The following is a 21,369-nucleotide window of genomic DNA, read 5'->3' on the forward strand; positions in this document are numbered from 1 at the left end:
TTCGAGCCATGGCGATCGGGGCGGCAGGGCTTAGGCTGAAGGGTATGTCACCCCGACGTGTGTCCACTTCCCGTTCAACCGCGCCCCGGAAGGTGAGAGAGCCCCGGAGTCCATTGCCTCCGTCCGAACTGGTTCTCTTTGAGGCCGGCGATCTGGAGTCCGAGTCGGAGCTTGAGGGTCGGGCTTTCTATAGCCTGAACTTGTCCGGGCAGGATGCTGACTCGATGGCGTTTACTCAATGCCGATTTCGCGGTGCGGATTTGTCTAGTTGCCATTTAGATCAGGTGGCGATGACTGACTGCCTGGTGACGGATTCCAGCTTGGCGAACCTCCGTACCGACGGTGGAAGCATGACCCGGGTTCGGCTTGCCCAATGCAGGATGACCGGCGTGAACTGGGCTGATGGACTTCTACGGGATGTCACGATCGCGGAGTGCCGCGCCGACTTGTCCGCTTGGCGGATGACGAAATTCGATGCGGTCAGCTTCGTGGAATGCAACCTCAATGGCGCCGACTTCACCAATGCTGACCTGAGTGGAGCAGTGTTTCGGGATTGCGACTTGACCAGTGCGGTATTTCACCATGCCTCTATGCAGGGGGCGCGATTCCGTGGCTGCAACTTGGCTGGCGTGGGTGACGTTTCCAATTGGAAGGGAGCGATTGTGCACCACACCGACTTGATGAGTCTGTCGTACGGGCTCGCGCGAGCCGCAGGGATTCGTATTGAGGACGAGGATTGATGAGATCGGGTAGGCGCGCACCAGTGGTCCGGCGTGCTGTCACCAGTGTCGACTGGCCGGACCCGGAAACGATTTCCGATGGCTCAGCGCGGTTTGTGGGGCTGCGCTACGAGGGGGCTGCGATTCGGGAAGTCGATCTGTGCGAGGCGACGCTTGAGGGCTGCGTGTTCGAGTCGTGCACATTTACCGCTGTGCGGTTCAACTGCGCGAAGCTCGTTGGGTCGACGTTCGCGGCGTGCCGGTTCGCTGGCTGCAACTGGTGGGATGCGTCAGTGACGGACTGCACGCTGACCGCTTCCGTGTTCGACCGGTGTGACCTGTCGGGTCTTGAGGTGGAGGGTGGGGACTGGTCGGACGTCGAGATGTTGGGTGCCGAGTTGGGCACAGCCGAGTTCACGCGGGTGCGGATGCGTGGGGCGAACCTGAACGGGGCCCGGTGTCAGGGTGTCGTGCTGCGGGATGTGGATTTGTCCGGTGCGAGCCTGCGGGAGGCGGACTTCGCCCGCGCGGATCTGCGGGGCAGTGTGTTGACCGCGTTCGACCCGCGGGAGATGGAGTTGCGGGAGGCGATCATCACCGCTGACCAGGCGGTGGATATCGCGATGAGCCTCAACATGTCGGTGCGTGTTTCGTGACGAGGTACGGCCCGAGTTGAAGGTAGGCCAGGTCAGAACGCCGAAGCACGGTGACGGCGTCGGCAGCTGTGCGGGCGACGGGGTTGCCGTGCAGGTTCAGCGAGGTGTTGAGTAGCACGGCCCGGCCGGTACGGACGTGGTAGGCGTGCAAAATCGCGGCGAGACCGGCGGGACTGTCGTCGTCGACGATCTGAGGCCGGCAGCTCAGGTCGGCGGGATGAATGGCGGCGATCATGTCGGCGACGGCATCGGGTTGGATGTCGAATCCGAGCATCATGTAAGGGCTGTGTAGCCGGCCGGGGTTACAGATGTAGCGCAACTGGTGGCTGCGGAGAATCGCGGGCGCGAACGGCATCCAGAAGTCCCGCTGTTTGACGAGCTGGTTCAGGCGGCGGGGCACGTCGGCGTCGGCCGGGTTAGCGAGGATGGAACGGTTACCGAGAGCTCGGGCACCGTACTCCATGCGGCCGGCACAGCGGGCGACGATCTGCCCGTCGGCGAGGAGCCCTGCCACCACGTCCTCAATGCGGTCGGGTTCGTGCAGGTATAGACCGGTGCCAGCCACGGCGTGCTGGGCGGCCTCGGGAGTGATGTCGTCGCCGAGGTAGCAGTCGGCCAGCGGCTGCACGCGGTGGTGGCCTTGGGTGGCGGCGAGGCGGTGGTAGAGAGCGCCCAGCGGGAGGCTTTCGTCACCGCAGGACGGGAACGCGGCGAACGTGTCTACGCAGCCCAGGTCGGCGATGCGCTGATTGACCTTAATGTTCATGAATACGCCGCCACCGGCGAGCACGTCTCGAATGCCGGTGGCGGTGACGGCGTTGCGTGCCCATCGGGTAAGTAGGTCTTCGGTGAACAGCTGCAGGCCGGCGAAGAGGTCGTCGAAGCGCCGACCCCGCAGGTGTTCTGCGATGTCGGGCCAGGCCCGCTCGATGCTGGCGGTGGTGGTGCGTTGCAGCCGAAGGCCGCTGGGGTCAAGGCCGAGGAAGGTATGCAGGATGTCGGCGACCTGCCGGGCCCGGTCGAGGCGGGCGTGGGGGGCCATGCCCATGAGCTTGTACTCGTCCTCGTGAGGGGTGAACCCGGCGGCGTGGGTGAACCAGAACCACAGCAGGCCGATGGAGTTACGCATGTCGGTGCGGGCGATCTCGGTGCGCTGGCCGGCTGTCCAGGTAGAGACGGTCGCGCAGGCGCCGTCACCGAACCCGTCGCAGGTCAGCACGAGGTAGGGGCGGTCGGGGTCGGTGCGTAGCCCGTAGTACGCGGCGGCGGCGTGTGCGGTGTGATGGTCGACGTAGCTGACCCGGGCGTCGGTGAGGCCGTCCTGCCGCAGCAGCTCGGTGATCCGCTGCGGTAACCCTCCGGGTGCGGCGCCCATCAGGCGCTCCTCGGCATCGGTTAGGGCCGGTTGCTGGTGGAAGGCAGCGAGGCGGCGCAGCCATTCGTCGCGAGGACAGTGGTCCACCGGCCCGGAGCGGCTGCCGTAGACGACTTCGGTGACGTCGGCGGGGTCGGCCCCGGCCGCGTGCAGACAGGCGGCGATGGCCTGGTGCGGGAAGCCCATGTAGCCCTTGATACCGGTGAGCCGTTCCTCCTGCACGCAGTGCGTGAGGTGCCCGTCGACGGCGATGGCAGCGGTGGCGTTGGCACCGCCATGGATGCCGAGTAACAGATCACCCATGAGAGGCGGCCTCCCGGTCGACAGTCTCGGTGAGCCAGGCCCACTCGGCGATCTTGAGTTCGGCGAGCCGGTCCAGGCTGCCGGGGTCGACTTCGTGCAGTCCCGCGAGTACCGGCGCCGCAGTCGTGGCGAACCACTCGGTCAGGGCGTCGGCCACGGCGGCGGCAGCCGGGTCCGCGATGGTGAACGCGCGGTGGAACGGGGCGGTGATGAGCAGCTCGTCGGCGGCGATCTGCCGTTCGATGACGGTGCCGGGGATGACCTCCAGGCGGCTGCGGGCCATGAAGTGCGGGATCCGATGTCGGCCGAAGCGGTCCAGGGCGTCCAGCTCGGTGCGGAGCCCGTCGAGGGTTTGCCAGGGATGCCACAGGATGTAGCTGGCCACGGTCGTGACTCCGGCATCGTCGGCGGCGGCCACCACCTCCTGCAGGTGCGTGAGGTCCTGTCGTTTGCCGTAGACGCGGTGCAGGGTGTCCGAATTGAACGACTCCACGCCGATGAGCATGGTACGAACCCCTGCGTCGGCCAGTACGCCAACGGTGTGCGGGTCGAGGGTTTCCGCGCGCACACTGATCGCGAACGTGAGCCTGCTCGCGAGTCCGGCCGCCCGGAGGCCGTCGCGCAGGCCGGTGGCGCGGCGGGCGCACTCTCGACGGGTGCCGCCGAAGTCGGAGTCCGAGAACGCGAACGTCGTCGCGCCAATTGCTTGGTGCAGGTGGGCGATGTCGTCGACGACCGGGGCCATGGGCATGTCCCGCCAGCCGCCGCCGGGCAGGTCGGCGTTGTAGGCGCAGAACGTGCAGCGGGACCGGCAGCCCCGGCTCGCGGCCACCGACACCACCGAGTCGGCGCGGTAAGGCAGGTCGGCTGCGGTGAGCGATCGCAGCGGTGTGTACACGACCAGGTGCGCGCGAAGGTGTGTGAGGAGTCCCGCGACGAACGGATCGGCCCCGAGGGTGGTGGGCCCGGCGACGACATGGTCCACCGCACCGTGCGCTGTCAGTTCTCTGGCGGCGGACACCGCTAGAGGCCCGAAGCCGATGACGGTCAGCCGGGGGTGGCGCAGACGCGCGGCCAGCAGTTCGTCGGCGGTGCGGCGTAGTCGGAGTCCGTACGCGTCCGAGGTAAACAGATGCACCACGAGTACGTCGAACCCAGCGGCATCGTCGAGGGTGCCGGCCAGCGTCGCGGCGGGCCGGCCCCGGTAGTAGGCGTCCAACAGAACGCTGTCGTAGCCTGCGGCGCGTAGGGACGCTTGTACCGCGAGGGCATCACCGTCGACGTGGCGCTGTTTGAAACCGGACTCGTGCAGCGTCGGTGCCCACACCAGCACCCTCGCCTGGCCTGGATCGATCAACGGGGGCACGGCACCTCGCATCGCCGGCACGGGGTGGTCGCCTCACCGCGGAACGGCTCCCATACCGCGGCGTTGAACCACATGCTGTCCAGGTCGTCGGTGAGGAGATTCCCGGCCCGCAGGGACTGGTTCTCCACGCCGAAAATGCACGGGTAGACGTCCCCGCGCTGGTCGACGGCGAAGCCGATACTGCCGCTACCGCACCCTTCGGCCGGGTTGATCGTCTCGATGTCCACGTCGTACGCCTCGGCCAGGCGCTGGCACTCCGGCATCAGCACGGTCAGGATCGTGGTGTCGTCCAACGTCACCGCTGGGTTAGACCGCCCGACCGGCTTCTGCGGGAAGAACTTGAACCGACGCACGCCGGCACCGAGCCCAACCTGCACGACCTGTTCCAGCTCGCCCAGGTTGACGTGATTGACCACGGTGTTGATGGCGACCTCGGTGAACTCGCCGAGGGCGCGAATACCAGCGAGGGTCTTGCCCCAGGAGCCGGGCGCGGCCCGGATCATCTCATGCGTGGCGGCTTGGCCGCCGTCCAGCGACACCTGCACCGGGGACACCCCCAACTCGCGCAGCCGCTCCAGCCGGCCGGCGTTGAGCACCGTGGCGTTGGTCGACACCCCGAAGCCCAATCCCCGGCCGATGATGTCGGCCGCCAAGTCGAAGAACCCCGGCAGAAGCAAGCTCTCCCCACCAGTGATGTAGATGTCCGGCACGCCGTAGTCGTCTAGCCGACGGATGATCTCGTGCCACTGCACCAGACGCAGGAGGAACGAGTCCGCTTTCGGACCGCCGGAGCAGTAGCAGTGCAAGCACTTCTGGTTGCAGACCGTGAAGGGTTGCAGGTGCACCCAGAACGGCTTTAGCACCGCCGTCCGAGGTCGGGCCGCCTCGGCTTCGTCCGCAACCGCGTGAACTCGCATACCCGTCACCGGCTCGACCGGTACGCCGTCGGCTGGCGTGAGAACACCCGCGGAGTGCAGGTCATCGACGATGGTGGTCCACCGGTGCTCGTCGAGGCCGAAACGGTCGCTGAGGGCGGTCTGGGCCAACGGCGGGAACTGCGGGGCCAGCGGCTCGCGTGCCAGCAGCGCGACCATGGCCGCCGCGCTCGGCAGTTCCACGAAGCGGCGGGGCTGAGTGGTGGACCAGGCGAGGGCGCCAAAGTACTCGTGGCGGAACCGCATGTCCGCCATCCGCAGCGCCGGGGGAAGTGGTGACGTCACAAGGGCCTCCCAGACTGAGGACTGCCGGCCCGCGACAGCGATCGCGGGCCGACAGCCGTCTCGATCCGCTTCAATCAGAAGCGGGACGGATCACCGCGCGGACGTCACCGCAGGAACGCCGCCGCCACCCTGAAAGATGGTGCCGGAGTAGGTCTTGCAGCCCAGCGCGAGCGTCGCCTCCGCCACGGAGGAGAACTGCCGGACCTGGTCGGAGCCGCCGCCGGTCGAGGTGGCTGCGGGGGCCGTGGACGAGGTGTTCGGGACCATTGATCTGCCTTCCTACGAGGATTGCAACGACGAGAGTCACTACACCCCGCCTACCCCACGGCGCGTAACCCTACGAGGGGGGCACCACTACGGGGGTCACGCGCGCGGGAATGTCGGCGATACAGTCCATCGACCGGCATCCGCGTCCAACAAGGAGTGCTGTGGATCCGTCGGCGTCAGCTCGGATGCTTCCCCGCCAACTGCTCCGCGACTCCGTCGTGGTGCACGCCCTACGAGACCGGAACTTTCGTGTGGTCTTTTCCTATGCAAAGACGGCGGGGCTGAGCTGGAACGCGATGGCCGCCGCAACCGGGCTGAAAGCCGAACGGATCAGCCTCATTGCCCGAGGCGAAGCACGGATCACCGGCATCGAGACGATCGAACGGATCGCGGACGGGTTACGAATCCCTGGTGCCATGGTGGGCTTGGCCGCGCGCCCCTGGGAGAGCGACACCCCCGTCGCACCAAAGCCCGCGAGGGAGGATGAATCTATGCATCGGCGAAACCTCGTCCGATCCGTCCTCGCCGCTGGACTGACCGCCGCCCCGCTCACCGAGCTGGCCGACGTGCTAGCCAAGGCCGACGATGCCCTGGCCGTCACCGGCCCGGCTGACCTGGCCGGGCTCGAAGCCGCGACAGAGCGGCACAGCTACGGCTACGGCGGCCGGGTTCCCACCGACGTTCTGGCGGACTTGGTCGCCGACGTCACCGACGTGATCCCTCTGCTGCAACGTCCTCAACGCGCCGTCACCCGCGTCGCGCTGACCCGGATCATGGGCCAGCTCGGCGGCATGGCCGCCGTCGTCCTGCACGACCTCGGCAACCAGCGCGAGGCGCACGCCTGGTTCGGGGTCACTGCCCGCTCCGCCGAAGAGTCCGGCGACCAGCAGCTACACGCCTGGATCCTCGCCCGCAAGGCGATGCTGTCGCTGAACTTCGGCGCACCCCACGCCGCAGCCGAACTCGCCGAGCAGGCCCGGGACATCGCGGGACAGGGATCCACGGCCGCCGCAGCCCTCGCCGCCGCCGTCTCCGGCCGCGCCTACGCTCTCGCCGGACGCCGCGAGGAAGCCGCCGCAGCCTTGCGCTACGCCGACCGCCTCGCCGACATGCTGCCCGAGGCCGAACGCGCGGACACCTGGTTCGGGCACTGCGAACAGAAACACCACGTCCACCTCTCCCACGCCCTCACCACACTCGGCGAGACGGACCGAGCGCGGGAGAGCCAAACCCATGCCCTCGCACTCTCCGCCCCCACCAGCACGCTGACCCGCACCCTGCTACGCCTCGACGCGGCAACCTGTCAACACCTCGATGGCCACACCCTCGACGCCTGCCACGCCGCCACCACAGCCCTGACCGGCATTCCCGCCCGCTACCGCAGCGGCCTGACGCACCGCCGCGCCGCGGACCTTTACCGAAGGATCCCCGCCGAACTCCGCTCAAGGTCAGCCGCACGGGAACTCGCCGAGGTGCTTGCGGTGTAGCTGTTCTCGTAGTTTCGGGTGGGAGAAGAGAAACATGGGGCGTGAATGCAAACTACATAGGGGTGTTCTCCTACTGCCCTGAAAACGCGGCAGGCCGCCTCGAAATTAGGTTCAAGAGGGTGCCTGTCGACGGGTCGACACAATCGGAGGAAATTATCGACGAATCTCGATAATTTTTGGAAGGATGAGCTGCCCCTTGGTCTCTCGACCTTTCCTGTGCTCACGCGTCCGGTGGTACTGCGCTATGTCGGAGATGGCGTAGATGGGGCCGTTTGCAGTTTTGGCGACTGGCTTAGGGAAATCCGGTTGTTGCGATAGTTGCTGAGCGCGTTGCCGTGACACCTTAAGTGCGACACCGACTTCTGACAGGGTCATCACTGGCGGCACCGGCTCGGGCTCATGTTCGGGGTGCATCACGACGGCCAGTGGTGGGCAGTGTGGCCCAACCCTTTCCCGCATGCCCGCGATCAGGCTACCTGCTTCCGACATGACCTCCTCCGGGTAGGTGCATTGGTAGCTTCGGGTAACGAGAACTGTGGGTCTGGGTTCTCGCTCGAACTCCGTGACGACCAACTCCAGCTTGTTAGCCGCCTTGTGGAGGGCTGCAAGAGTTGATGGTGTTCGTTCGTATTCGATCTTCACCAGCCAGAAACTGATAGCCACGAAGGATCTCCGTCAGTGTTGTCGGCTACTCGCCTAGCCAGTGACTGAGAAAGCCATGCATGACCGGAAGTGTTGCAGCCGTCAGTAGGGCATCGCCGCTCCTGCTCTGCACTGCCGTGGCTCCCGCGAGGCAGACAGCGGCGATGACGAAGTTCCGCAGCGGGAGTCTGCGAGGGGTTTGCGTTGCCCTCATGGACGTTCCTTCCAGTCCAGTTGATTGGAGACACGATGGCGTCCGAGAGGTAACCTCGGCCATGGTCTTATTGGTATCCAAGGGGTGATGGTCGACGCCGGACAGACTGTGCGATTTCGGCTGTGCCCGCCGGTAAAACAGCCTTGCTCCCCGTCATTGCCCTTGTCGGTGACAAGGATCTGGCTTGTCACCGACAAGAGCAGAGCTGGCAGATCCCATCCAGGTTGGAGCGGGTCACAGCCTGTCGACCAGGCAGGCAGGTGACGAATCACTAGAATCGCTGAGAGCGGGCAAGGCGCGCGGCGCAGAGAGGGTGGCGGCACAAGCTTTCGCCACCCTCTCTGCGGTTCAGTCCTTTTCGGTATTCGGGCCAGGGGTTCGGTTACCGAGTACACGGACAGTGGTGCTCAGTCTGATCGGTAGGTCCTCACCACCTTTAAGGAACGGCTCGATCTCGACGGTGCGGCGCAAGCTTCGACCGGGTCCGTACGCCTGTTGGCGCTGATGGCCGGAGACCCAGAACCGGTGATCCGGCTTTGCCCGGATACGAGCCCTGCCGTCTCCGCTGAGTGGCGGCGGGGTGCTGTTAGGTCTGATTCGTGCGATCTTGACGTCGGGGGCAGGACGGCCTGCCCGCTGGTATGCCTTGGTGACGCCTTTGGGCAACTTCGCGGGCACGGTCTCGGCCATCTGTTGTTTGATCAGCAGCCAGGTGGTGATGAGTGGGCCGAGGGGATGTCCTCCGTCGAGTGTGGTGCGGCGCGGGACGTGCTCGGCATGGATCGGTATGAGCCAGCCGATGTCGTGTCGCAGTGCGGGCATCAGGTCGTCGTCGAGGGCGGTGCCGCCGATGCTGCGGTAGCCGATGATCTGCCACCCGTCGTCGTGGGGCGTCCAGGAGACGGCGGCGAGCTGCTGGCTGTTGCCGATTGGTTCGGGCCAGGCGAGCAGCCCAGCAGGTGAGGCTGTTATGTCGTCGGTGATGGCTGCGGGTGGCTGGTCACCGCTGACTTCGTTGACCATGTCGGTGAAATCCTGGTTGATCCAGTACATGGACGCGCGGTCGAGTTGGCTGGCCAGAGCCTGTCGCTGCTCGGGGCTGTTGATCGGCGCGGGCAGGTCCACCCGGCTACGCAGGAGGCCGGTGAACCGATCGCGGATCTTCGGCAGCATGACGGCGGTGAACCGAGCAGCAGGCCAATCGGTGGTCGTGAGTAGGGTGCGTCCTTCGCGGCCGAGGACGATGCCGCGGTGCAGGGTGCGCAGCACTGTGTAGGCGTCGCTGTCGGGTGGCCAGTGCATGACGGCGGCACAGTGGGCGGTGAGGGCGTCGGAGTCGTCGGCTTCGATGTGGTGGGCGCACCGGGAGCAGACGTGCCACCGGTCGCTGTAGGTGGTGAGGATTCCGGCGTTCAGGTCGCCGATCTGGATGCGGCCGGTGCGGTATGCCCAGATCGGCAGCCCGACGGTGCAGGTGTGGCAGCGGTCGATGACCTGTCCGAGTCCGGTGGCGTCGACGGGCACGACGTGGTGTCGGTCCTCGGTGACGGGATGCCGGTAGACGGTGCGGTCGCCGTCGAGGCGGGCGGTCAGGACGTGCCGGCATACGGCGCATGCGGTGCGGGTGGTGAGGTTCATGCGCCGCTGCCTCGCTGCCGGCGGCGCAGGTCCCGTAGGCGCAGTCCCCGGCGGCGTTGGCGGGTGGGCATGGTCATGCCGGGGGTGTAGAGGACGTGGCGTGCGCCGCCGTGGTGTTTGGCGTGGTACATGGCGATGTCTGCGCGGTGCAGCGCGACGTCCTGCAGCGGGTCGGTGCTGGTCACGCGGGCGATGCCGATGCTGGCGGTGACGGCGGTGGTGGCCAGGCCGGTGTCGGTCTGCACTTGCACGGCGGCGCTGATGGCGGTGGTGATGCGGGTGGCGATGTCGCCGATCGGGTGGTGGCGCACGGGTAGTAGGGCGGCGAACTCGTCGCCGGCGAGGCGGGCGACGGTGCCGCCGTGGACGTGGGTGACGTGGCTGAGGCGGTCGGCGATCTCGGTGAGTAGGTCGTCGCCTGCGTCGTGGCCGTGGGTGTCGTTGACGTCTTTGAATCCGTCGAGGTCGATGAGCATGACGATCAGTGGTTGCGGTCCGCCGGTTTCGGTGATCGCGGTGTGGATGGTGTGCAGGCCGGTGCGGTTGAGTAGGCCGGTCAGCGGGTCGTGGGTCAGCTGCCATGCGGCGTCGGCCAGGTGGGCGCGCATCCGGACGGTGGCCGGTCGGGTAGCGAGGTAGCCGGCGGCGGCGCCGAGTAGGACCGCCACGATGGTGGCGATCACGAGACCTGTATTGAACACTGGGTTCCTCCATCTCATGGAGAACCCGGGACGCTTGCGTTTCCTAGGCGGAGCGTCCCGGGTCCAGGGAACGACAACGGCCCGCCTTCTGGCGGGCCGTGTGGTGTATCCGATTCCGTTAGTTGCGTGGTGGGTCGGTGTGGTCGGTGAATGCCTGCTCGACGACGGTGGGCGGCAGGCCGGCGTGGAGGGCTTGCAGGACCAGGGCGGCCAGCTCGTTGGTGGGGTCGATGTCGAGGGCACGCTCGGCGGCCATGACGGCGAGGACTCCGTCGCCGCACCGCCAGGCGGTGATGGCCAGGACGGTGGCCGGTGCGGGTACCAGGGACTGCTCGACGCGGCGGGTGATGTCGGCCCACAGCGTCACATGCGTCTCGTGCGGTGCGGTGAGCCCGGCAGCGGCGTCCCGCACGGAGCGCCGAGTCAAGAGCAAGGCCAGTGACGCCACCTGGTTGTCGGCGAGTCCGTGGCCGTCGTCGTGGCGGTGCAGCGCTTCCTGGACCGCCCGCACGCCCCGCTCGTGCATATCTGCGCCATCAGTGTGGCTGTGCAGGCGGGCGGCGGCTTCGGTGGTGGCGTGCCGCATGCGGTCGGCGGCCGGGCCGGTCTGGGGTGCGATGCGGGCGGCCACGTCCGCCCGATCTGGTAGGGCGACCAGCCCGGCGGCGGTGGCCTGGACGGCGGTCAGGGAGCTGGTCGGGTCGAAGGGGATCCCCTCCGGCGGGCAGCAGAGCGGCTTGTCGCAGGTGAGGCTGAAGCTGCGGTTGTCGGTGACCCGGATCAGTTCCCGGGTGGTCATCCCGCCCTCGGCCAGCTTCGCAGCAACAGCGTGCAGTGGTGCATCGATGTGGGTGGCGGTGCCGTAGCCGATGATCATCAAGTCGATGAGGCACTCTTGCTGTGCCAGAGTCCCGGCAAGGTGATCCGTCAGCGCGTGGAGGTGGTCATCGGGGGATCCGGGGGTGGGGAGGTCCGCCCGGGCGACGAAGGCGATCTGCTGCTCGTGGTGGGCGACGACAACGATGCTGCCGACGGCGGGGCGGAAACCCAGCAGGTAGGGCACTGCCGTCACCAACTCGGACCGGGACCGAATCGTCAGTCTGTTCGGGGGAAAGGGCATGGGATCTCCATCACTGGCGCGAATGGTGGGGATTCGGGGAGACAGAACGAGCCCTAGAAGTGCCTCGTGCTGCGCACTTGTCGCGCAGCACGAGGCGTTCTTCCGGGTGTCAGGGCAGCTCGATCACATCGGCCGGTTCCTGGTTAATAGTTCGCCAGGGCCAGAGGTAGGCGCCGAGGCTGTACCGGCCGTCGGCGTCCGGGGAGACGCGGTCGGCCTCGACGAGGCGGGTGGTGTTGCCGTCGTCGGTGTCCCAGGAGATGACGGCGGCGTCGGTGTTCCAGGTGATGACGGGGTGCTCGCCGGGCATGTCGCCGTCGCGGATGCGGTCGAGGTCGTGGGCGATCTCGCGGGCGGTCGGGTAGTCGAAGCGGGCCAGGACGCCGCCGAGGGCGGTGTAGTCATCGGCGACCAAGGCCGGGTATTCCAGCTCGAACACCTCGTCGGCGGTCACGATCGCGGGTGACCAGGTGGCCTCGGGTGGGGCGATGTCGTCGCGGTGGTCGAGGACCTGGAGGCCGTCGGCGGTGTCCAGAGCGGCGGGGTCGAGGGCGAACCAGTGCTGTTTGGCGCCGTGGTGCAGCAGATTGATCAGGGATCGGCGGTGGGGGTCGCGGTAGCGGCGGTTCAGGCGCAGGAACCCGGTGCCACCTTCGGGCTGACCCGGTGTGCCGATGGTGTCGGTGGGTGTGTGCCGCCAGGTACGGGCCTGCACGCGGCGTGGTCTGCCGTCCTCGTCGTACCAGATTGGTACGCCGTTGGAGCTGATCCAGTCTCCGGAGGGCTCGGAGTCCCAGATCAACGCCGGGCGGGTGGCGGCTTTGGCGAGGACCTGCTGGCCGGTGATCCGGTGTTCGGGGGCGGTGAGGGCGTGTTCGGCCAGGGGCAGCACGTCGTCGAGGCGCCACCACAGGCGCTTCGGTGGGGCGGACATGGACATCTCCTTCTACGAGAAGGACCCGCATGGCCAGGTGGTGGCCGTGCGGGTCCTGAATGACGACGGCCCGCCAGGAGGCGGGCCGTTCTTCGTGATCGATGCCGGGTGGTGCACGGGCACCGCCGTACGGGTGTGCGGCTTCGGATTGCGGCGATGTTCGCTGGTGCAGTGGGTGTGGTGGTCAGTCGGTCGGTGGCGGCTGGTGCGGGGGGCGGGTGGGCCCGTTTGGGGGCGGTAGGTCGCGCACGAGGTGATGGGCCAGCCACGAACCGGCGGTGGGCAGGACGATGACGTACGTCGCGCCGGCACGTGTGCCGTGCGACCACACTCGGCTGGTGGAGGGGTTGACCGATGCGACGACGACCAGGCCGCGACAGATCATGGGCTTGCGGACCCGGGCGAGCAGGTCGGTGCCGATGATGATCAGCGGCCGGAGTCGGGCGTTGCGGCGGCCGGCGGGGATGGAGTCTGCGTACTCGAACTCGTAGCCGGCCTGCTGTTCGACAGTGCGCAGTTCCGTGCGGAGCAGGCGGCTGCCGGTGATGGCGATGGCAGGGAGCCATCGTGCGGACATGAGGAACCTCCCTGGTGACGTGGGCGATCGGGTGAACCCGGCGGAGGTGGTGGCATCGGTTGATGCCAAGCCGGTTGTCGGTCAGGTGGCGGGGCGGGTGCGGTGGCCGGTGGCGGGCGGGGCACAGGCGGCACAGGCGGCGCATGTGGGGCAGGTGGGGCAGGTGGGGCCGAGGTCGGGGTGGTAGTCGGCGTCTCATGCCTCACACACGATGTACTGACAGGTTCGGCACTCGCCGGAGGCGATGCTCGGGAGGTGGATGCCGCAGTAGCCGCACGGGCCGGTCAGGCAGGTGTCGGTGTGCCGACCGGGCCGGTGATGCTGGCAGGGATGCAGCGGGGCTGGAGCATGTCGTCCTCCAAGGGACAGCACGGAAGGGACGGCCACCGGGTGGTGGTGATCGCCTGTGAGATGGGAGGCCGCGCCCGGTCCGCGTACGCGACGGGGCGTGGTGGGGCGAGTGCCGGATCCGAGGCTGGCGGCGGCGGCCGACCCGAGAGGGTGGGCGCGATGCCGTCGCGGAAGGCGTCAGATCAGGGGCACAAGGAGAAGAGGAAGGAGAACCTTCAGGCTAGCCACGGCCGGAGTCGCCGGGAGTGGATGTCAGGTTCGGCCGTCTGGCAGAACCTGACAGCCTGACCGCAGCAGCGTCATGTCAGGTTTGGCCCTGTGCACCAGTACCCGCCGAGCCGGTTCACTGGTACCGGGTGGGGACTGGTCGCGTCGTCCATGCTGTCGGTCCTGCGGCACCGCTGGGCCCGCTTCGGGCTGGCAGCTGGCGGATCCGTAACTGGCGGCAGAGGACAGCCATGAGACCTGTGGGCGGGCCGCCGCCCGCCCACAGGTCAGGGATGATTCGCTGTTAGGTCGAGAAACCGTGCTCCTGTCGGGGCCCTAGCTGCGGCGTAGGACCAGCACGTCTTCGTGCGCGATGAGGTGCACGGGGATGCCGTCGTCTCTGGACCTGCGGACGGCCAGGAGGCCGAACATGTTTGCTCGGTGCACGATCTGTCCGTCGCGGACGGCGGCGAGCATCGCCGCGCACCGCTGCACCGGTACCAGCCCGACCGATCGGGCGACCGCGAGGAGTTGGCCGGGCAGGTCGATCAGGTCGTTGCGCTGACGCCGGACAGGTCGACAGGTGACGACCACGGACCCGCCGGGACGCAGCAGTGGGTAGCTGGCGGCGAGGATTGTGGCGAAGCCGTCGAGTAGGCGGGACCAGCCGCCGTAGGCGAGGTTGCCGCGTTCCCGGTCCCCGTATAGGTGGTCCCGTTTGCGGACCCCGGTGCTTGTCGTCCGTACGAGTCCGTGGGTTCCGCGCCCGTACGGCGGCGACGTGAGCACGAGCCCCACCTGGCCGACCGCCGAGGCCGGCACCAGATCGAGCAGGCGGGTGGCGTCGCCGGTGAACACCTGCGCCGTCCCGGCCGCGCCCTGCGACGCGGCGAGCGCGACGTTCGCTTCGGCCAGGGCGGTGAACCGGGGTTCGATGTCGATCCCGATTCCGTGTCGGTCGAGGTACATGGCCTCCACGAGGGTGGTGCCGGACCCGCACATCGGGTCGAACACCAGATCTCCCGGTGCAGTGTAGGAGTTGATGGCGTGTGCGGCCAGGTGGGGCAGCATCTTGCCGGGGTGGCTGGAGGTCTGCGGCGCGTAGCGGCCTCGCCGCTGGTCCCGGGCCGGCTGCTGGCAGGTCAACCACACGGAGGTGATCGGCAGGTCGTCAGTCATCGGCGCCGCCGGTGTCGGTCGTGCTGCGGGTCAGGATCAGCACGTCGGTGTGGATGTCGAGTTGGGTGCGCTGGCCGGGTCGGGGTGGCCGGTCGGCCGCCACGATGTGCTGCAGGTACGCCAACCCCGTTCCCTTCGCGGCAACGATGACGTCGACCGGGAGGACGGGGTCGCCGTGCGGCAGCAGCACCGCCACACACCCGCCCGGCACGAGGCTCGTACGGCAGCGGGCGAAGAACTCGCCCGGCGACGTCGCGTCGTCGAGGGGCCAGCCGGTGACGATCAGCGTCGCCGGCTCCCGGCCCCAGCCGAGCTGCCGGGGCATGTCCAGGTGGCTGCGGCGGTGCGCCGCGATGACCGCGCGGGCCAACTGTGGTCCCACGGCCAGGTCGATGACCAGATCGGAGGGGTGGGTGAGGTTGTGGACCAGCCGCACGCCCATCGCGTTGGACATGGTTTCACCGCCCTGTGGGGCGGGGACCGGCCAGACGGTGATCGGCACGGGCGGGTCACCGGACACCACATCCCCCACAGGGATCGGTGCGCGGCGTGGGTTGCTGTCGGTCATAGGCACGGTGGCCCCCGGACAGGCGAGCGTACTGACGATTCCCAGGGCCGTGTTGACAGGCGGATCGAACCCACCCCCGACCTGACAGAACCAGTCACACCAGCGACCTGACAGCCCGATCGGCGGACGCGCGGGCCGCGCTCAGGGCGCAGAACCTGACAGGACCAGTCACGACCTGTCCGGCTCTGACAACCAGTTGTGGTGTCAGGTCGGGCTGTCCCAATCGGGGGCCTCGGAGCCGTCGCAACGGGCGACAGGCTCCCTGCCGAGGGGGGACATCACCATGGCAACGACCACCCGTACCCGGATGGCGGAGACGGCGCTGACCACCGCCGAGACCGCGTTCGCGTTGCTGACCTGCGAACCCGCGCCGCTGGTGTTCGACGCACGGCGCGTGCCGGGCATGCCCGATACGACGATGCCGCTGGACGAGTTGCGCAAGCTGGTCAAGTTCGAGCGCTACGACAGCACCACCACCGACGAGCTGTGGCGGCAACTCGCCCACCACGCCCGCGAATGGGGACCCGCCTGGGTCGTCGGCGCCATCGGCGTCGCGCTTCCGGCGTTGACGCACCTCGCGGCGAAGATCAGCCGCGGCCACGCCCGGCACGCCGACGACGTCGACTCCGAAGTCCTCGCCGGGTTCCTCGATGCCCTGCGCACCGCCGACCTCGCCGCACCCCGGTTGTGGCTACGGCTGTGCTGGGCCGCCTGGCGCGCCGGCACCAGCGCTGTCACCGCCGACAACGGCGAGGAACTGCCACTGGACCTAGCCAGCGGATCACGCACGCCGAGGATGCCCTACGGGCACCCCGACCTGCTGCTCGGCCGGGCCGTCGCCTCCGGCCTGATCACCGCCGACGCCGCCGAACTGATCAGCGCGACCCGCTTCGGTGACGCACTGATCGAACAGCTCGCCGCCGAGCAGCACCTGACCCCCGGAGCCCTCCGGATGCGCCGCCGCCGCGCCGAGCGCATCGTCGCTGCCGCCGTCGTGCGAGGTCAACTCTCCGACTCAGTCCGATCCTCCTGCCACCGTGCCGCAGATGCGGCTTGACTTTCGCAATCCCCTGGCGCCTACGGCGGCTGCCTTGTTTGGCACTGCGGTCACTGCTCCTTAGGCTCACGCTAGGTGGCCTTGGTGGACCTGACCTCTCGACAACGGGCTTGCGCCTACCGAGAGGAAGCGACAATGGATAGTTACGTTCCCGGCCCCACGCCTTCGATTCGCCGGCCCGATCCTTGTTGGGGCGCCGGACGGCTCGTCGCTCTGATCAACGCGGTGCTTGCGGGGGTCGGCGGGGTCTACCTGACCACTGGCTCGGTGACGATCACCATCGTGGCCGCCGTGATGGCGGTGACCGTCGTGGCTCTGGTCCTGCTGGCACAGCATTGACCAGGCTCGGAGCCATGTTGGGGCGCGCTCGAAGATTTCTGACCTGGTTGCCTCACGCTGGACAGCCTTCCTGGACCGAGTACGGCAGGGAAGGTTCGTACGGTTGTTGCTTGTTTCGGATTCACGATCGGAGGTAGGCCCGGGTGGAGACCGACAAGGGCCTGGCGCAGGCCACGCCCACACCGCGGGTCAAGCGTCAGATCGACGCCCGAGAGGAGGTCGCTGCCTTCTATCGCACCGGGTACCGACAACTGATTCGGGTCGTGATGTTCGCAGGGGCCAACCGGCACGAGGCCGACGAGGCGACCGCCGCGGTGATGAAGGAGATGCTGCAGCGCTGGAGCAAGATTGACGATCCAGTCGCCTACGCCCGCCGGGCGGTAATCAGCAACTTCGTCAAGGAGAAGTCTCGCAACCTCGACCGGATCCGCCGGCGGCAGGTTGAGAAGCACGCAGGCACTCCCGAGCAGCGCGAAGACTCGGGCATGACTCTCTGGGAAGACCGCGAGTGGGTCATGCAGTTGCTGCGCTCACTCCCACCGGGGCAGCGCGACGTGATGGCCTTCATCGTCGATGGCTTCACCCCCACTGAAATCGCTGCGGTGCTCGGCCGCTCACCGGCCGCGATCCGCCAGAGCCTGCGCGATGCCCGGCTACGCCTTACCGAGTCGCTACAGCGCGAAGAGGCCGCTGAGCGGGCACAGCTGGCCCACCCCAGCCATGCTCGGAAGGAGGGACGATGACCATCGACGACGCCACCCGATACCCGATGGACGATCCCGAGCCGCTCGGTCAAACGTTCGGCGAGGTCTTCGACCTGGTCGACGAGACCATTGAGGGCATCACCGACGCAGAAATTGAGGAGCGGCTGCATCAGCTGCTCGCCGACACGACCGAGCCGGTCGAAACCTTCGACCTAGACGAGTTGGCTCGTGTGCTCCGCAGCTACGGATGGGACATCTGCCGCCGCCGGGAATCGATGTTCCACGATCTACTGAGCCCGGACTGGGACGAGGTGCACTGCGCATTGGAGTCGGCCTATAAGGAGCTGGCGCTTCGGCGGGCCCAGGCAGAAGTCGCTCGCCGGGAGGCGGCCGAGCAGGTTGCCGCGCTCACGGCCGCGCGACAGCAGGCGGCAGAAGTGACCAACGGAATTAACGCGTATGTTGACGCGGCACTAGACCGGGCCCAAAGCGTGCTCGATGACGCCCAGGTGCAGGCCGCCCGGCTGCTGGCAGCTGCCGAGCAGCAGGCCGCGCAAATCATTAGTACGGCCCGGCTCCAGGCAGCTCCCGCCGAGGTGACGCCTGTAAACGCATGGTCCGCGTTCCGCCGGGCCGACCGCTCGCTCCTGCTTGTCGCCGCACCCCCAGGAGGCGGCAAGACTTACACGCTACTCACGGCATTAGAACGATACCTCGCATTGTTGGGCAACGAACGTGGATCCTCCAGTAACGGATGGAGGTTCTGGCGGCCCGTCGGCCTCAGGTCGCTGTGGCAACCACTTGCTAACAAAGCCGAGTTCAGGGATGCCTTGGTGTCGCGCAAGCTGGTGCAATTTATTCAGACCACGTCCACTTGTTCACCTGAGTCGAGGGCCAAGCGAACGTTTTGGACGGAGGGTGCGTTCCGCGAAGTATTGACGGACTGGGACTCATCGGCCCGAGGCCGCCTGCGCGACGCCCTGCAGAGGTGGATCGCAGTCGCTTCGGTGCCAGCGCCACTCACCGGGTCTTTCTGCCGCTCGGTACAGATTGACTTGAGTCACAACGGCGAGACGCCGGTAGGCCTGTGCGTGGTACTAGACGAGCCGAACATGCTCCTCGTTACCCACGCCACCCAGACAGATCCGGAAGGCCAAGGAGAGCGCAGGCAGGCGACCGGTTCCTTGCCACGCAACTCCCCACTTCCTCCCAACCTCAATGAAGGCATCGAAACCGAGGGCAAGAGAGAGTTAGAAGGATTGGGCGATATCCAGTCATTCTGGCAATGCTTGGAATCAGTAGGCCAAGCGTTGTTGGAAGCCGCGCCGACTCTGACTGTGTTTTACACGCACGCAGACGCGGTAACGACCTGGCCAATGCCACCTCGGCTCGATCTTGAGAACCTGCGGCACGCCGAGTACAAGCAGCCGGCTCAGGCGGGTGATCACAGCACTGCAAAGCCTGGCCGGCCGGAGGTCTACGGCTTCTCGGGAAGAGCGTAATCGGGGGTCGGGCGGCAAGCAGCGTGCGGGCTGTCGTGCCGTCATTCCAGGTAGCGTGTCATCGGAGCATGATCCCCGGCTGGTGGCTCAGGCATGGGTCCGGCTAGCAGAGCTCGGCCATTTCGGTATCGATCGCCACTTCGACGGCTGGCCGTCGTGGCCTGACCTGACCAAACGCCTGGTGGCAGCGAGCCAGCGAATACGTAGGACCACGCAGCGAGGGAGGCGTTTAGAGCGAGCGGCTGGACTTGCGGTATAGCGACCTCGGCGACCGCCGCACTTCACGGGGACGTTCACCTACTCTTCGTGCCCACCTCAGCCTTTGACTCGGCGAGACTAGACAGCAAATCTAGCCGGTTACGGCAATTAGCGCTTTCCCTGGAGTATTCAGTGAACTTGACTGCGTATACGATGAATTGGCTTGACGGTCAACCTCAGGTCCCCCGAGAGAGGGGTGCCGACAGCAGCGAATGGAACATCGACGCACACAATGAGTCGATTGGAGCGGTGACTAGGGCTTTTCTTTCGCTCGGGCGAGCTGGATCCATCGAACTAGCCGAACAAGTGCTTCGGGATGAGCGTCGGCATATCGGCGGGTCGGAGCGAATCAGTTACGCGCAGCTTGCTGCAGCCACAGCCGTCGTGGCAGGCGAAAAAGGAATAGCAATGTTACTTGACGTGGCAACGAGCGGGAGTTTTGGATCATGGGCCGAGTACGCAATCGAGGCCCTGTGGCTCGCCAGTGCGGGGAAGCGGCTTCCGGCCGAGGGGTATATGTGGTCAGTATCAAGCGAGGAATTCCCCATCACGGAGACTGCTCGAGATAGGGCACGGGATGCCCTAGATGAACTCATCCTTTCCTCGAAAGAGAATTCTGTCCTCTTCTCTAAGATCATAGGAATAATCGGCAGAGAAGCCATCAAAAATCAAGTGGTCGACGGAGTAAACGACTTCTTCCAGCACGTAATAAAAGTGCTGACCGCGGGTTCCATTGCAATCCCGGCACCACTGCTAGATACCTTTGAGAATCTAATCTCACAAGATCTACCAGAGGAGCGGTATCAAGAATTTCTTAAGGCCCACCCTACGGTACTCGATCCGCTGGCAGCGGAGGTGATCGCGAAGCACCGCCTCGGCGACGACTACGTGACAGATTTCGTCATACGTCGCCACGATTTGCGCTACTTGGTCGTAGAAATTGAGAAACCGCAAGATCGCATATTTACCTCGAAGAACGACTTCTCGCGAGAGTTCACTCACGCCCTAGGGCAGGTGCTGGACTTTCAGGGATGGGTCTCTGAGAGTGGAGACTATGCGCGAAAGAAAATGCCTGGCATTGAGAACCCGCAAGGCTTGCTGGTGATGGGCAGAAGATCCTCTCTGACAGCTCAGCAAGAGACGAAGCTTCGGCGTTGGTGCATGAACAGCAAAACGATCGATGTTGTGACATTCGATGACCTCGTCACGTCCGGCCGCCGCCTTCTCAAGAGCCTTCATTCACTCGTCCTTCAAGATCGACCCAGAAACTAACAGAACCGAAAAGGTCACGACCAAACGATCGCTACCTATCTGTCCGCACAAGGCTTCGTACCAACGCCGCGTAGGCCAGCAGGCGGATCGTGCAGGTCGCTGGCCGTCGCGGCGGGCAGGTCGATCGCTTTGCGGACGTAGCACCTGACAGTGGCCGGTCGTGTCAGAGTGTGACAGGTGTGGGCCGGGTTCGATCGGCCTGACAGTCGGGATCTGGGCGGTGCATGTCATCCACGACATGCCCGCCCGGTGGGGACCACTCCTTCCGGCGAGACCGATGGTTCGGCATGGCTGGCGCGGCGTACTGACACCGCGATCCCTGCACCACACGTGAGGGAGGAGCGCCCCCACCCGGACCCACACCGGCCTCTCGTCCTGGTCCCCACCGCGGCGGTCCCGCAGATCCCTGTGGAGCGCCGCAATGCACACGACTCTCTCCGTTCTGTCTGACCTCGCCGCCGCACCGCCGATCGCGGCACCGAACAGCATCAACCAGGTCATCTCCAACATCACCGGCTGGATCATGGGGATCATCGCGTTGGTCGCGACGATGTTCCTGGTCATCGGTGGCCTGCGTTACATGGCGGCCGGAGGCGACCCGGCCCAGGTCGAGCAGGCCAAGGGCAACTTCAAGTCCGCGCTGATCGGGTACGCCCTCGCGGTGCTGGCTCCGGTGGTCCTACAGGTGTTGCAGGGCATCCTCGGCGGCTGAG

At 66.6% G+C, this 21,369-nt stretch carries 21 protein-coding genes; 9 read left to right on the forward strand and 12 right to left on the reverse strand.

Annotated elements, in window-relative coordinates:
- Positions 1–44 precede the first annotated feature (44 nt).
- The gene (locus ACIBO1_RS07600) at positions 45–740 is read left to right on the forward strand and encodes a pentapeptide repeat-containing protein (RefSeq protein ID WP_396742487.1); all 696 of its coding nucleotides are present in this window, start codon (positions 45–47) and stop codon (positions 738–740) included.
- A gap of 23 nt (positions 741–763) precedes the next feature.
- Positions 764–1,375: a pentapeptide repeat-containing protein gene (locus ACIBO1_RS07605; protein WP_396742357.1), complete on the forward strand. Its 612-nt coding sequence runs from the start codon at positions 764–766 to the stop codon at positions 1,373–1,375.
- Here ACIBO1_RS07605 and ACIBO1_RS07610 read toward each other — a convergent pair.
- The 4 genes from ACIBO1_RS07610 to ACIBO1_RS07625 form a co-directional block, all read right to left on the reverse strand.
- Positions 1,350–3,053, reverse strand: coding sequence for a carbamoyltransferase C-terminal domain-containing protein (locus tag ACIBO1_RS07610; protein ID WP_396742359.1), 1,704 nt, complete (start codon positions 3,051–3,053; stop codon positions 1,350–1,352). The genes ACIBO1_RS07605 and ACIBO1_RS07610 overlap by 26 nt on opposite strands.
- Positions 3,046–4,410, reverse strand: coding sequence for a B12-binding domain-containing radical SAM protein (locus tag ACIBO1_RS07615; RefSeq protein WP_396742361.1), 1,365 nt, complete (start codon positions 4,408–4,410; stop codon positions 3,046–3,048). Before ACIBO1_RS07615 ends, ACIBO1_RS07610 begins: the two co-directional genes overlap by 8 nt.
- The gene (locus ACIBO1_RS07620; protein WP_396742363.1) at positions 4,407–5,639 is read right to left on the reverse strand and encodes a radical SAM protein; all 1,233 of its coding nucleotides are present in this window, start codon (positions 5,637–5,639) and stop codon (positions 4,407–4,409) included. The genes ACIBO1_RS07615 and ACIBO1_RS07620 overlap by 4 nt, the downstream gene beginning before the upstream one ends.
- Before the next feature lie 90 nt (positions 5,640–5,729).
- Complete coding sequence (locus ACIBO1_RS07625) at positions 5,730–5,906, reverse strand: hypothetical protein (RefSeq protein WP_396742365.1); 177 nt, start codon at positions 5,904–5,906, stop codon at positions 5,730–5,732.
- Between the two features lie 251 nt (positions 5,907–6,157).
- Between ACIBO1_RS07625 and ACIBO1_RS07630 the strand changes: the two genes are divergently transcribed.
- Positions 6,158–7,393, forward strand: a complete 1,236-nt coding sequence (locus ACIBO1_RS07630; protein WP_396742367.1) for a hypothetical protein — start codon at positions 6,158–6,160, stop codon at positions 7,391–7,393.
- A gap of 153 nt (positions 7,394–7,546) precedes the next feature.
- Here ACIBO1_RS07630 and ACIBO1_RS07635 read toward each other — a convergent pair whose 3' ends face one another.
- The 8 genes from ACIBO1_RS07635 to ACIBO1_RS07670 form a co-directional block, all read right to left on the reverse strand.
- The gene (locus ACIBO1_RS07635) at positions 7,547–8,056 is read right to left on the reverse strand and encodes a hypothetical protein (RefSeq protein ID WP_396742369.1); all 510 of its coding nucleotides are present in this window, start codon (positions 8,054–8,056) and stop codon (positions 7,547–7,549) included.
- 541 nt (positions 8,057–8,597) lie between these two features.
- On the reverse strand, positions 8,598–9,773 hold the full coding sequence (locus ACIBO1_RS07640; RefSeq protein WP_396742371.1) for a hypothetical protein: 1,176 nt from the start codon (positions 9,771–9,773) through the stop codon (positions 8,598–8,600).
- A 110-nt stretch (positions 9,774–9,883) separates the two neighbouring features.
- Positions 9,884–10,588 (reverse strand): GGDEF domain-containing protein, encoded by a 705-nt coding sequence (locus tag ACIBO1_RS07645; RefSeq protein ID WP_396742375.1) that lies wholly within the window; start codon positions 10,586–10,588, stop codon positions 9,884–9,886.
- Positions 10,589–10,706: 118 nt separating this feature from the next.
- Positions 10,707–11,660, reverse strand: coding sequence for a DUF4192 domain-containing protein (locus tag ACIBO1_RS07650; RefSeq protein WP_396742377.1), 954 nt, complete (start codon positions 11,658–11,660; stop codon positions 10,707–10,709).
- A 157-nt stretch (positions 11,661–11,817) separates the two neighbouring features.
- Entirely contained in the window at positions 11,818–12,642 is an 825-nt protein-coding gene (locus ACIBO1_RS07655) for a hypothetical protein (RefSeq protein WP_396742379.1), read from the reverse strand.
- Between the two features lie 184 nt (positions 12,643–12,826).
- Positions 12,827–13,219: a hypothetical protein gene (locus ACIBO1_RS07660; protein WP_396742381.1), complete on the reverse strand. Its 393-nt coding sequence runs from the start codon at positions 13,217–13,219 to the stop codon at positions 12,827–12,829.
- 894 nt (positions 13,220–14,113) lie between these two features.
- Entirely contained in the window at positions 14,114–14,956 is an 843-nt protein-coding gene (locus ACIBO1_RS07665) for a TRM11 family SAM-dependent methyltransferase (protein WP_396742383.1), read from the reverse strand.
- A complete protein-coding gene (locus ACIBO1_RS07670; protein WP_396742385.1) occupies positions 14,949–15,410 on the reverse strand; it encodes a hypothetical protein in 462 nt (153 codons plus the stop codon). Before ACIBO1_RS07670 ends, ACIBO1_RS07665 begins: the two co-directional genes overlap by 8 nt.
- Before the next feature lie 397 nt (positions 15,411–15,807).
- On the opposite strand from ACIBO1_RS07670, the gene ACIBO1_RS07675 reads away from it, so the two are divergent.
- The 6 genes from ACIBO1_RS07675 to ACIBO1_RS07700 all read left to right on the forward strand — a co-directional run bounded on the left by ACIBO1_RS07675 (position 15,808) and on the right by ACIBO1_RS07700 (position 21,368).
- Positions 15,808–16,581, forward strand: a complete 774-nt coding sequence (locus ACIBO1_RS07675) for a hypothetical protein (protein WP_396742387.1) — start codon at positions 15,808–15,810, stop codon at positions 16,579–16,581.
- 135 nt (positions 16,582–16,716) lie between these two features.
- Positions 16,717–16,920, forward strand: a complete 204-nt coding sequence (locus ACIBO1_RS07680) for a hypothetical protein (protein WP_396742389.1) — start codon at positions 16,717–16,719, stop codon at positions 16,918–16,920.
- Between the two features lie 143 nt (positions 16,921–17,063).
- A complete protein-coding gene (locus ACIBO1_RS07685; protein ID WP_396742391.1) occupies positions 17,064–17,663 on the forward strand; it encodes an RNA polymerase sigma factor in 600 nt (199 codons plus the stop codon).
- Positions 17,660–19,126, forward strand: a complete 1,467-nt coding sequence (locus ACIBO1_RS07690) for a hypothetical protein (protein ID WP_396742393.1) — start codon at positions 17,660–17,662, stop codon at positions 19,124–19,126. Before ACIBO1_RS07685 ends, ACIBO1_RS07690 begins: the two co-directional genes overlap by 4 nt.
- A 390-nt stretch (positions 19,127–19,516) precedes the next feature.
- A complete protein-coding gene (locus tag ACIBO1_RS07695; protein ID WP_396742395.1) occupies positions 19,517–20,656 on the forward strand; it encodes a Shedu anti-phage system protein SduA domain-containing protein in 1,140 nt (379 codons plus the stop codon).
- Positions 20,657–21,062: 406 nt separating this feature from the next.
- The gene (locus tag ACIBO1_RS07700; RefSeq protein WP_396742489.1) at positions 21,063–21,368 is read left to right on the forward strand and encodes a pilin; all 306 of its coding nucleotides are present in this window, start codon (positions 21,063–21,065) and stop codon (positions 21,366–21,368) included.
- Position 21,369: the final 1 nt, after the last annotated feature.

This window comes from Micromonospora sp. NPDC049903 (genome assembly GCF_044460945.1).
GTDB lineage: Bacteria > Actinomycetota > Actinomycetes > Mycobacteriales > Micromonosporaceae > Micromonospora.

Bases quoted from the DNA above. Each gene is read 5' to 3' on its own strand.
- ACIBO1_RS07600 (WP_396742487.1), top strand. From the start codon at position 45: ATGTCACCCCGACGTGTGTCCACTTCCCGTTCAACCGCGCCCCGGAAG.
- ACIBO1_RS07610 (WP_396742359.1), bottom strand. From the start codon at position 3,053: ATGGGTGATCTGTTACTCGGCATCCATGGCGGTGCCAACGCCACCGCT.
- ACIBO1_RS07625 (WP_396742365.1), bottom strand. From the start codon at position 5,906: ATGGTCCCGAACACCTCGTCCACGGCCCCCGCAGCCACCTCGACCGGC.
- ACIBO1_RS07655 (WP_396742379.1), bottom strand. From the start codon at position 12,642: ATGTCCGCCCCACCGAAGCGCCTGTGGTGGCGCCTCGACGACGTGCTG.
- ACIBO1_RS07660 (WP_396742381.1), bottom strand. From the start codon at position 13,219: ATGTCCGCACGATGGCTCCCTGCCATCGCCATCACCGGCAGCCGCCTG.
- ACIBO1_RS07665 (WP_396742383.1), bottom strand. From the start codon at position 14,956: ATGACTGACGACCTGCCGATCACCTCCGTGTGGTTGACCTGCCAGCAG.
- ACIBO1_RS07670 (WP_396742385.1), bottom strand. From the start codon at position 15,410: ATGTCCAACGCGATGGGCGTGCGGCTGGTCCACAACCTCACCCACCCC.
- ACIBO1_RS07675 (WP_396742387.1), top strand. From the start codon at position 15,808: ATGGCAACGACCACCCGTACCCGGATGGCGGAGACGGCGCTGACCACC.
- ACIBO1_RS07680 (WP_396742389.1), top strand. From the start codon at position 16,717: ATGGATAGTTACGTTCCCGGCCCCACGCCTTCGATTCGCCGGCCCGAT.
- ACIBO1_RS07690 (WP_396742393.1), top strand. From the start codon at position 17,660: ATGACCATCGACGACGCCACCCGATACCCGATGGACGATCCCGAGCCG.